General features: G+C 39.1%; 8 protein-coding genes. 6 read left to right on the top strand and 2 right to left on the bottom strand.

Annotated elements, in window-relative coordinates:
- Nucleotides 1-687 precede the first annotated feature (687 nt).
- On the top strand, nucleotides 688-2,712 hold the full coding sequence (locus CCK98_RS20525) for a glycoside hydrolase family 3 protein (RefSeq protein WP_179195879.1): 2,025 nt from the start codon (nucleotides 688-690) through the stop codon (nucleotides 2,710-2,712).
- 143 nt (nucleotides 2,713-2,855) lie between these two features.
- On the opposite strand, the gene CCK98_RS20520 is transcribed toward CCK98_RS20525, so the two are convergent.
- On the bottom strand, nucleotides 2,856-3,296 hold the full coding sequence (locus tag CCK98_RS20520) for an Rrf2 family transcriptional regulator (protein ID WP_088088279.1): 441 nt from the start codon (nucleotides 3,294-3,296) through the stop codon (nucleotides 2,856-2,858).
- Between the two features lie 233 nt (nucleotides 3,297-3,529).
- Here CCK98_RS20520 and CCK98_RS20515 point away from each other — a divergent pair, with 233 nt between their 5' ends.
- Complete coding sequence (locus CCK98_RS20515; protein ID WP_088088278.1) at nucleotides 3,530-4,402, top strand: SDR family oxidoreductase; 873 nt, start codon at nucleotides 3,530-3,532, stop codon at nucleotides 4,400-4,402.
- 79 nt (nucleotides 4,403-4,481) lie between these two features.
- On the opposite strand, the gene CCK98_RS20510 is transcribed toward CCK98_RS20515, so the two are convergent.
- Nucleotides 4,482-5,812 (bottom strand): IS3 family transposase gene (locus CCK98_RS20510; RefSeq protein ID WP_088086960.1). Its coding sequence is split into 2 segments (ribosomal slippage): nucleotides 4,482-5,440 and nucleotides 5,440-5,812, totalling 1,332 coding nucleotides; the frame shifts between segments, so codons are not numbered across the junction.
- 664 nt (nucleotides 5,813-6,476) lie between these two features.
- On the opposite strand from CCK98_RS20510, the gene helD reads away from it, so the two are divergent.
- From helD to CCK98_RS20490, 4 genes are all read left to right on the top strand, one after another.
- The gene (helD, locus tag CCK98_RS20505; protein WP_088088277.1) at nucleotides 6,477-8,786 is read left to right on the top strand and encodes an RNA polymerase recycling motor HelD; all 2,310 of its coding nucleotides are present in this window, start codon (nucleotides 6,477-6,479) and stop codon (nucleotides 8,784-8,786) included.
- A gap of 306 nt (nucleotides 8,787-9,092) precedes the next feature.
- Nucleotides 9,093-9,419, top strand: coding sequence for a DUF3870 domain-containing protein (locus CCK98_RS20500; protein ID WP_246869554.1), 327 nt, complete (start codon nucleotides 9,093-9,095; stop codon nucleotides 9,417-9,419).
- Nucleotides 9,420-9,662: 243 nt separating this feature from the next.
- Nucleotides 9,663-10,850, top strand: a complete 1,188-nt coding sequence (locus CCK98_RS20495) for a CaiB/BaiF CoA-transferase family protein (RefSeq protein WP_088088276.1) — start codon at nucleotides 9,663-9,665, stop codon at nucleotides 10,848-10,850.
- A 17-nt stretch (nucleotides 10,851-10,867) separates the two neighbouring features.
- A complete protein-coding gene (locus CCK98_RS20490; protein WP_088090482.1) occupies nucleotides 10,868-12,076 on the top strand; it encodes an acyl-CoA dehydrogenase family protein in 1,209 nt (402 codons plus the stop codon).
- Nucleotides 12,077-12,141 lie beyond the last annotated feature (65 nt).

Genomic DNA, 12,141 nt, shown 5'->3' with positions numbered 1-12,141 from the left:
TTTTACGAATCCCTTAATTGGAAATTGAGGGAATTAACAGTTCTTGTCGGAAGAGGAAAAGAAATGGCTTACTAGGTTTTTTAGCAATGATGCAAGTGAACATTGGGAAGAAAACCATTTCATAAAGCCCGTTACAGTGATTAATAAGAGGAGAAGGTCGTTATAACTCGTTCATAAAGCCCGTTACAGTGATAAATAGTCATAGAAGGTCGTTATAAACCGTTCATAAAGCCCGTTACAGTGTTTATAAGCACAGAAGGGCGTTATAACTCGTTTCACATAGCTCGTAATTAGCACCATCCAACACTTGGATGGTGCTAATTTTAATAAAACCCATTCATTTTACCTTTATAAAAAGAAGTGATGACTATCTTAAACTAAATAATTTAATCTCCTACTAATCCATTAATAAGTGGTCATGTGGAACAAAGTGTGTGAAACAAGAAAAAGCGGGGTGTGTCACCGGAATTTAACTATAGAGATAAAAAATAAAAATATCACAAAAAAACCTAAAATTAATACAACGGTTAATTATCCTAATTTTCGTATAATTTAATTGTCCCATTTTGTATCCGGTTACAAATATTGAACGTCAAGCTTTTGGGGGCAAAGGAGGGAAAATATAGATATTTTTATGCAAACGCTTTTATGATTCACTCTCAACAAAATTTCAAGGGGGTAGCAAAATTGGCAAAAAAATCGAAACGGTTAAGAAAAATAGTTATGTCTTCTCTTATCACAAGTGTGGCTGCTGCCACACTTGCTGGCGGGGCATTTGCCTCACCACCGGACCATTCAAATGCTGGTGGGAAAAAGGCGCCATCGGTTGAAGCACATGTTAAGCCCACTATTAAGATTGGTCAACGTCTATTCAAAGATCTCAATGCTAATGGCAAGCTTGATCCTTACGAGGACTGGCGCTTGTCCACCGAAAAGCGTGTAGCCGATCTCCTGCCGCGAATGAGCATGGAGGAGAAAGCAGGCATCATGCAAATCACATCACTTAGCACTACCGCTATCAACGATTACATCAATAAACGCCACATTCGCTACCTTATCATCCGAGATAATCCTTCAGCTGCAGCACTAGCTGAACGAGCGAACCAATATCAGGAGATTGCCGAGGCTTCACCACTGGGTATTCCGATCGTTTTCACCTCTAACCCGAGGAATAACATAAATGAACAGAACGAGTTCGGCATCAGCGAGGCCTCCGGTCAATTCTCCACCTGGCCTGGAACCCTGGGTCTTGCGGCAACGCGTGACCTCAGCCTCATTCGCGACTTCGCCGAGATTGCAGCCGACGAGTGGCGCGCTGCCGGCATCCAAAAGAATTACGGATACCAGATTGAAACTGCGACTGAACCACGCTGGCGCCGCATTTCCGGTACCTTTGGGGAAGACCCAACGTTGAACGCAAAAATTGCAAAAGAACTCGTCCTTGGTTTCCAAGGTGAGGAGCTCAGCAGCAAGTCTGTCGCCCAGACCGTTAAGCATTTCCCTGGTGACGGAGCTGTCGTCCGTGGCCTCGACCCGCACAATGAGGCTGGTCAGTTTGCGACCTATCCAACGCCTGGCAGCCTTTACAAATACCAGCTGCCTCCGTTCCAAGCTGCCATCGATGCTGGAGTGAGCTCGGTCATGTCATACTACAATGTCCCTAAAAATGAGGGCAGCGCTGCACAGCTTCCACGTGAGCTTTGGCAATCGGAGACACAGCAGTTCGAAGAGGTAGCCGGTGCTTACAACAAGAACCTCCTCACTGACCTGCTCCGTGACCGGATGGGCTTTAAAGGATACGTCAACAGCGATAGCGGTGTGCTGACCAACCGCGACTGGGGCGTGCATAACCTAACGATTGAAGAGAAGTTTGCGAAGGCAATCGATGCAGGAACAAACATTTTCTCTGACAACAACGACCCAAGCGGCCTTATCTCTGCTGTAAATAAAGGCTTAATTAAAGAGAAGGACCTAGGTCCTTCCGTGTCCCAGCTACTTACTGAAATATTCAACCTTGGACTTTTCGAGGATCCATATACCGACCCGGCAGAAGCTCAGGCCATTGCCAGCTCAGAAAAATCACAGGCCAGAGCAGACGAAGCGCATCTTAAGTCCGTTACGCTTCTCCGCAACAATCAGGGAATGCTGCCGCTGACTGATGAAAAAATCGCACATACAAAGCTATACGTAGAAGTGTTTAGCGGTTCCAACAGTGCCAGTCGTACAGAGGCAATGAAGAAGATGATTGCGAAGGAAGACCCAACAGTAACGATCGTTGACACACTTGGTGAAGCAACTGCCGCTGTTGTTTGGCTGCGTCCAAGTCCATACGAGTTACCTGACAACTCTACTGTAGACATTAAATTAGGCACGAACACCGGAATTGACGTTGCAAAAGTTAAACAAATCGAAGAAAAAGTCCCAACTACCCTGGTAATCAACATGACCAATCCATGGGTTATCGATGAGGTAGAGCCTGCCGCTGCATCAGTCGTGGCTACTTACAGCGTCAAGGCTGAAGCACTACTTGATGTCCTTCGCGGACGCTTCAACCCAACAGGTAAGCTGCCAATCACGATCCCAGCCAATCAAGAGGCTGTAGAAATGAACGCGTCTGATGTTCCAGGCTACGCCGAAAAGTTTGACTATACCTACACAAATGCAGCGGGTGACGACTACACCTTCGGCTTTGGTCTCAGCTATAAAAAGTAAGAGCATCTTGCCGGTCATACTACCTTACGACTAAGGGTTTTCATCTAGGTTATATCTGAAAACTATTACCTTTAGTTAAAAATCAGTTTTATGCAAATTGAGAGCCGAGGAGTACGGTATTCTCGGCTTTCTCTATTGTATTTTTACATTCTATTAACTTTCTCTTTTTTAGTAATATCCCTGACTACATCCTCAATGGTTACATTTCCGAGAGCTTTCTCCAATGCCGTCTCGGCAATTGAAAACAGTGGACCAATTGTATTTTGAATATTTCTTCCAACGGGACAATTAGGATTGGGATTTTCATGTATGCTAAACAATTCTTTCTCCTGGACAACATTAACTGCTTTATAAACATCCAACAAGGTAATAGTAGATAGATCCTTTGCCAGTTCAGCCCCAGCAATACCAGGTCGTACATTTACTAATCCTGCTTTTTTTAACATGCCCATTATTTTTCTGATCACGGCTGGATTTGTATTGACACTTCCCGCAATATACTCTGATGAGTTTACCCCACCTTTATTAACCTCAAGAAGTGTTAATATATGAATTCCAACTGCAAAACGGCTGCTAACCGACATCTTTACTCACCTTCTCTATTGTCTCTACACTTTAATATCTCCATATTATTATAATGTAATCAATTTGATTACAAGTGTATTATACCAAAATTACGAAGAAAATATATAAATGGTTTTTTACGTTGACAAAAGATCAGCATGTTATTAAAATGATTACAGGTAATCAATTCGATTACAAGTTAAAGTCAATAATAAAAATAATTTTAACAATAAAACAATTGGAGGAATATCAAATGAAAATATTAGTAACAGGTGCAACAGGAAAATTGGGATCAAAAGTAGTGGATACCTTATTAAAAACTGTACCAGCGAATCAATTGGCTGTCAGTGTACGTAATCCGGAGAAAGCAGAAGGATTACGAGCTCGTGGAGTAGAAGTTCGCAAAGGAGATTTTGACCTTCCAGAAACATTAGATACTGCTTTTGCAGGGATTGATCGTTTATTAATTATTTCTGCGGATGGTGACAATGAAACAAGAATTCGTCAGCATACAGATGCAGTCGCAGCAGCTGAACGAGCTGGAGTGAAATTTATCGCTTATACAAGTTTGGCTAATGCAACAGAAAGCACAAATTTAATGGCACCGCCTCATGTTGCGACAGAAGCTGCAATCATTAAAACAGGGATTCCATATACTTTCTTGCGTAACAATTGGTATTTGGAAAACGAAATTGGGAGCATTCAAGGGGCGTTGGCAGGTGCTCCATGGGTAACTTCAGCTGGAACAGGCAAAGTAGGCTGGGCACTACAACAAGATTATGCAGATGCAGCAGCAGCCGTGCTTGTCGGAAACGGTCACGAAAATAAGGTTTATGAACTTTCTGCGCCTCTATTAACTCAAGAAGAATTAGCATCTGCTCTTGGAGTTGTATTGGGTAAAGAAATACCTGTTCAACAAGTCACTGACGAGACTTATGCCGAAATCATGAAAGGTCTAGGTTTACCGGATTTTGTCATTCCGATTGTAGTTGGAATTCAAGAGAGTATTCGAAATGGTTCATTAGCAGTTGAAAGTAATGATTTTGAAAAGGTTCTCGGTCGTCCAATTACGCCAATCAACGAGGCATTAACCCAAATAGTTACCCAAATTTCTCAAACAAAATAAATTCCTCTAAAAAAAACCGACCTTTCTGAATATGAACTGTGACCCATAAAATGGACAGTCTAAAAAAAGACCGAGTATTTTAAGCTGCTAATAAGTGACTCCGGTATTGTGCCGGAGTCATTTTATTTAGGCTCCATTGATATCTGTTGGTGTTGTACTCCTCAATATAGGTTCCTATCAATCCCTGTAATTCCTCAAAGCTCTGACATGAAGAATAGTCTACTTCATCCTTTAAATGACCAAAGAATGATTCCATTGGGGCGTTATCCCAACAATTTCCCTTACGGGACATAGACTGAGTAAGCTTTAGCTTTTTCACTCTTTTTTGAAATTCTGGATGCGTGTAATGGAACCCTTGGTCTGAGTGAATCATAGCTTCCGGATGAACTAGATCACCAAGTGCTACAGAGAGTTTATCCAATGTACAATAAACAAGATCCATCTTTAATGTTCTGGACAAATGATAAGCAACAATTTCCCTTGTCGAGGAGTCCTTTACACAAGACAAATAAGCCGGTTGCGCTGCTCCATAGTACACATAAGTAATATCCGTTAGCAATACTTTTCCAGGCTCACCTTGGTCAAATTCTCGATTTAATAGGTTAGAGAGAGTCTTATGTTCTTGGGTAGCTTTAGCCATTTTTTTGTAAGGATTAATTTGGCGAACCTTTGCCACTAAATTAAACTTCCTCATAATCCGTCGGATTTTTTTGTGATTCATTTCCACAAAATAGTCATTCTCTAAAATCATTTTGATAGTAAGTGCTCCAGCGAAACCCTTTTTCTTATTAAATATTTCCTTGATTAACTCATAATCATTCCAATCATTCTCTTCTCGCTCAGACCGCATGCTTTCAGCCTTTACCCAAGCATAATATCCACTTCTGCTTACCTCTGCCTTCTGACAGAGGAATTTCACCATATGTATAAGCCCAAACTTTCTAATAGTTTGTTCGATAAGCATATACTTCTCTGAAACGGTTACTTTTTCTTCTTCTTCGCCTGCCTTTCTAGTTCGTCTAGCTTTTTTAAGAATTCAAGCTCCGCTTCTAGGAATTTAATTCGTGCTTCAGCTTTCTTTAAGTTATCCTCAACTGAAAGAGGCTTTGAAGAGGGTCTACCAGTGCTTGCTTTTCCACGCCTTTCTGTGAAGAAACCATCCTCCCCAAACTGCTCAAATGTTTTCCTCCAGCGTTTTAAACATTCACTAGGTTTATCAGACCCAATCATTTCTAAGTCAAATCCATGTTCAATAAAAATTTGGGCAGGTCCTTTACCATTTGAATTTTCTTTAATTGCTTCTACCTTAAATTCAGGCTTATATGCGATAGAACGATCCGATACGTGTTGTACATTTGGATTCTGTTCTAGTAGTTTCATTTGAATTTCATTAAAAATAATTTTACTCATTATATGTCCTCCGCTCACATCATTGAGTTTGATTATAAACGGGTTTTTGTGAAATGGACACAGAAAAACCCGAATAAGGGACTTTTTATAAAGTGTCCATTATTCGGGTTATAGTTCAATAAATCAGAGGTCGGTTTTTTTAGAGGAAGGAATAATTCAAGCAACCTTAAAATATTTATATAAAAAAACAAGAGTAGGTTAGTCCATTAAGTGTCCCTGTAGAGCTTCTAGAAGGGAGCCAATTCTTTGAATCGAAATCGAAATAAAAATGTACAGTTAACTATTTTTTTGCTTTTCTGCTTACTGGTCATTCTGATTATTCATGCGATTCTCCATATTAGAATTTATTTTGTATACAGTACAGGTATTGGTCCTATTTTCTTAATAGGATTGATTATTTTCCTAATTGCTTTACTATTTTTCAAAGGTTAAAAACAAGGGAAGATAAAGTCTGCACGTGTATTGTATGTCTGCGTCAATAAATGTCGGCAAGAAAATCGACTAGTATATTCACCGTTTAACAATAAAAAGTTTGTATTAACACTTGTAAAATGGTAAAATATAGCTCCATTGTAAAGAAAAGCATCTACAAAAAAATTGTAGATGTTTCTTTTTGTCCCAGTTCCCGTTGTATAACTCATATTGAGAGGTGACGGATGAGAGAATGAGCTCGAAAAAACAAATATCAGTTCGTAATCATAAAGATTATCAAACAGAAGTGGAACGCCTAGAATTTACTAAGGAATATATTAAAAGCGTTCTGGAAATATCGAAGGGAAATAAAGAACAGTTTGTCGAGAATTTGAAAGAAGCCTTTGCTGAACTAGATACGTCAGACAGTAGTTTAAGCTACATGAATCTTTTAACGAATGCTCAATACTTAGAATTGGCCGAAAGTGAATTGGAACGGTTAGCAAGCGTCATCGGGAAACCATATTTCTCGAGAATCAATTTTACAAGCAGTGGTGACACCAAAGAAGAGATTTTATATATTGGGAAAGCCTCACTGTTTGACCGTGTGAATCAGATTCCGATTATTGTCGATTGGCGATCACCGATTGCAAATGTTTACTATGATGGCCGGTTAGGAAATGTGACTTATGATGCCTACGGAGAAACGCAAAGTGGCTATTTATCTTTAAAGCGGCAGTATGAAATCGAAAATGGACTATTAAAAGAGATTCGAGATATCGATTTAACCACACATGATGAACTATTGCAGAAATCCTTATCAGGAAAAGCGGATAATCGCTTAACAGAAATTGTCGCGACCATCCAAAATGAGCAAAATGAAGTCATTCGAGCTTCACTTAAACACCCCATAATCGTTCAAGGAGCGGCTGGAAGTGGAAAAACAACCATTGCTCTCCATCGAATTTCCTACTTTCTCTACTCTTCTGGATATCGATTTCCTCCAGAAAAATTAATGATTCTTGCACCTAATAAATTGTTTATCGATTATATTTCAGCCGTTCTGCCTGATCTAGGGGTAAACAAAATTAAACAAACCACCTATATAGAGTTTATGAGAAATTGTTTGGGGAAGAAATTAACATTAATATCTCCTAATTCAAAATTAATGGCGCTTATTAACGGAAACGAAAAATCAAAAAGGATCCAATGGGTTTCTAGTTTTAAAGGATCGCTGGATTTTAAGGAGTTAATTGACCATTATTTAAAAGAAATTGAGTTTAATTTGGCACCTTCCGAGGATTTTATGATTGAAAAATCACGACTTATGAGAGGGGGGAAACTCAAAAAACTATTTATCAATGAATTTCAATACTTACCTATCTATAAGAGATTGGATAAAATTAAAAATCTATTAGCAAATGATCTAAGAATAAAAAAATCGATGATTCTTTCAAAAATTAATACGAAATACGATGATGCATTAGAAAAGCTCCTTTTTAGCAGCAGGCTGGATTCAGAAAAAAGAACGGAAAAAGTAGTCAGCTTCATGGATTCGAAAGAAAAAAGAATAAGTATGGTGGAAAAAGAATCGAAGGTAGCGATAAAAAATTATATGGCACCTTTTGTTAAAAAAGATATTTTTACCTTATATAAGGAACTAATGACGTCGCCTGAACTGTTACAAAAATATTCTCGTACGCTTTCCGAGTTAGAATGCAAGAGGTTAAGTAACTATTGTCAAAGGATTTTTGATAAAAAGGCGCTAGAGCTTGAGGATTTAGCTCCAATATTTTACATGAAATCTAAATTAGAAGGTATTGAAGAACCATATAAAATGAAAAGTGTTTTCATAGATGAGGCACAGGACTATAGCTATTTCCAATTTGCCGCACTAAAAGAAGGTTTTGAAACAGAATTGTTTACGATCGTGGGAGATTTAGCCCAAGGGATTCATTCCTATCGAGGGTTAAACAGCTGGGAACCATTAGTAAACGACATTTTCCCAAATGCTAATTATCAAGCTTTACAAAAGAGTTATCGAACGACAGTCGAAATTATGCAATTAGCCAATGACATTCTTTCTATCATGGATAAAGACTTACCAAAAGTAGAACCAGTCATTCGACATGGGGACAAACCATGTTTTACGAAAATTGACCCTGGCAATTTGGAACAGGTAAAAAAGATACTTGAACATGATATTGATTTACTCAAAGAGGAAGAACTTAACTCGATTGCGATTATTGGAAGAACAGACAAAGAGTGCTTACGAATACATAAAATGCTGGAGAATAGCAATCTTCCAATTCAGTTATTAGAAGAAAAAGAAGATATGAAAAAGGGATGCGTAGTGATCCTACCTTCATACCTTTCAAAAGGATTGGAATTTGATGCCGTACTGATTCTTACCATGGAAGAATCGTACAGAGAAGAAGAGTTAGACATCAAATTATTGTATGTAGCCATGACCAGACCGATGCATAGGTTGTATTTATATGCGAGTGCGCCATCGGAATTATTATTAAATAGAGCTGCATCCGTCCATTTTGATACGACATGAAATAATAAAGTGCCAGACACCATTTGAACCGGTGCCTGGCACTTTATTTTAAAGGTGGATTTATTTCTTGAAACGGTTCCACATGAAAAAGATACAAATTGTTCTGACTCTTTTATCTTTCTTGAAATAACACAACAGGATTATTGAATTAATTGGAGAATACATTAACAAGACTTAAAGTTTTCCACCATCAATCATCTTTGGAAAATTGGTAGTCAGGCGTATTTCTTCAGAAAAAAATTAATAGAGCCAATGTAGGTCATGTAATAAACGTAAATCATTTTTTTAAAAGTGAGGTAGATTCAAATGATGAATGGAAAAACTCTGTTTATTGCCGGGCATGCAAAGTTACCCCAAGGGATGGCAGCGAAAAGTGTATTTGAAACATTGACGATTACAGCAGAAATCGATAGAAAATATGGAGTCATTCTCGAGGCCTCCTGTACATTGGCTACTGAACATGCCCGTGGATTTGTTGGCCAGGTGTTAAGGGGGATGAGTTTAAACGACGGAATTGATGACGCAATTGCTGCACTTCAAATGTATTATCGAGGTAAGGCCGCCAATGCATTGGTGGCGGCGTTAAAAGATCTAGATCTCCATTATCAGCAAATAAAATCTACAGAAAAGTAATTGTTGAAAAATTCAAATTATTGGTATATAGTTAGAATAACAACTGGGTGACAGCAAAAACCTTGCTGCATGACCAGATGGTTTGTAATAAAAATGATGATATTAAATTGACTATATTCACTTGATCTTCCTTCGCCGGAAGACGAGCTATGAGTAGGAGTCAGTAAAGCAATCAATGAAATTTTTCATTGTTTGCTTTGCTGGCTCTTTTTGTTTTATAAGTAGTCGGAAAGAGGTGATTTTGTGAGAGGGGCACTTGATGGAATCAAAATTTTGGATGTTTCTCGGGTACTGGCAGGACCATTTTGTTCTATGATTCTCGGTGATCTGGGTGCAGAAGTGATCAAGATTGAACACTATGCATCAGGCGACGAAACGAGGGGCTGGGGGCCGCCTTTTGTCAATGGAGAAAGTGCGTATTATTTATGTGCCAATCGGAATAAACAAAGTATGACACTTAATCTTAAATCAGAAGAAGGAAAAAAGATCTTCTCCAAACTGGCTTATACTAGCGATGTCATGATTCAAAACTTTAAATCTGGAACACTTGAAAAAATGGGATTAGGCTATTCGCAGTTAAAAGCAATAAACCCTGGACTGATATTGGCTTCCATCACAGGTTTTGGTTCAACGGGTCCCTATAAGGATTTGCCAGGCTATGATTATATCATTCAAGCAATGAGTGGACTGATGAGTATCACTGGCGAACCTGAAGGAACTCCAGTAAAAGTTGGTGTGGCGATCGCAGATGTGTTAACAGGACTATATACCTGTATCGGGATATTAGGGGCTTTACAGCATCGGAACCAGACCGGGGAAGGGCAGGAAATTGATATTTCACTGATGGATTGCCAGATTTCTTCATTAATTAATGTGGCAAGTAATTATTTATGCAGCGGTGTGATTCCAAAACGACTGGGCAATCGGCACCCAAATATTTCACCGTATCAGGCGTTTAATACCATGGACGGTGAACTTGTCATTGCCGTAGGAAATGATGAGCAGTTTAAGCGATTTGCTGCTGTCTTGGGTAGACCTGAATTAGCGGAAATGGAAGAATTTATTCATAATGAACAGCGATTAAAAAATAACGATAAACTAGTGGCTATTTGTGAAGAACTGCTTTCAAAAAAGCCGAAAAAAGAGTGGAAAGAACGATTAGATGCTGTTGGGGTTCCGAATGGCCCAATCAACACCATCGCTGAAATGTTTGAAGATCCACAAATAAAGGCTAGAGAGATGATTGTCGAAATGGAACATCCATTAATTGATCATCTTCGATTAACTGGCTCACCGTTGAAGTTATCGGCAACACCAGTAACCATGAGGCGCCATCCTCCACTGGTTGGCGAACACACTGAATCACTATTAGAGAGCATTGGATACAATTCCGAAGAAATTTCGAGATTAAAACAAAATAAAATTATTTAAGGAGGAAATTTTAAATGATGAACTTTGAATTAACAAATGAGCAACAAAGTGTAAAGGAAATGGTTAGAAAATTTGTTGATAAGGAAATCATTCCAAATATTCAGGAGTGGGACCGACAAGGTTATTTTGAACCGGCTATTTTGAAAAAATTGGCGGATTTGCAAGTAATGGGTGTCTGTATCCCTGAAGAGTATGGTGGGGCCGGCATGGATTATAATACACTGGCGATTGTATGTGAGGAATTGGAACGAGGAGATACTGCCTATCGTACAGCCGTTTCTGTTCATACTGGACTAAATTGCATGACGATCATGCAATGGGGAACAGAGGAACAAAAACAAAAGTATTTAGTCCCCCAAGCACAAGGTCGTAAAATTGGTGCTTTCGGATTGACAGAACCGAATGCGGGATCTGACGTTGCAGCGATGAATACAACAGCTACAAAGCATGGAGATTACTATATTTTGAATGGGTCTAAAACATGGATTTCTCTTTGTGATGTTGCTGATCATTTCTTGATTTTTGCCAAGACAGATCATGATTTAGGGCATAAAGGAATGACTGCATTTATTGTAGAACGTAGTTTTGAAGGGGTAGAAACGAAGGCGTTCAAGGGTAAGTTGGGTATTCGTGCTGGAAATACTGGAGAAGTATTTTTAACAGATGTAAAAGTTCCTGTTGTGAACAGATTAGGTGAAGAAGGGGAAGGGTTTAAAATTGCCATGTCTGCACTAGATAACGGCCGATTTACAGTGGCTGCAGGAGCAGTAGGTTTAATAGAAGCAAGTCTTGAAGCTAGCCTTAAGTATTGCCATGAACGGAAAGCATTTGGGAAAGAGATTGGAAAGCACCAGCTTGTACAGCAAATGATTGCAAAGATGAGCGCAAATCTTGAGATTTCAAGACTTCTGGTTTTTAAAGCAGGGTGGTTAAAGAATGAGGGTAAACGAAATACAAAGGAGACGTCTCTTGCTAAGTGGATTTCATGTAATGCTGCTTTTGATGCTGCAAATGATGCCGTTCAAATCCATGGGGCTTATGGTTATTCCGATGAATATCCAGTAGAGCGCTTTTTGCGGAATTCCAAAGCTCCAGTGATCTATGAAGGTACTAGGGAAATCCATACGATTATGCAAGGTGAGTACGCTTTAGGTTATAGGGAAGATAAGACTCTTCGTAAACAATTGCCTTCATGGCCTTTTGAACAAGTTAGTGTTACTAAATAGTTGGCCTTGAAGTCATGGAAGTTCATGTGAACGGTTCTTGACAGGTTGGAAGTTTACCAATTAGT

The sequence above is a fragment of the Bacillus sp. OV166 genome (assembly GCF_900177675.1).
Taxonomy (GTDB): domain Bacteria; phylum Bacillota; class Bacilli; order Bacillales; family Cytobacillaceae; genus Neobacillus.
Note: the sequence above shows the minus strand (reverse complement) of the source record. Positions and strands in the feature narration are given on the sequence as shown.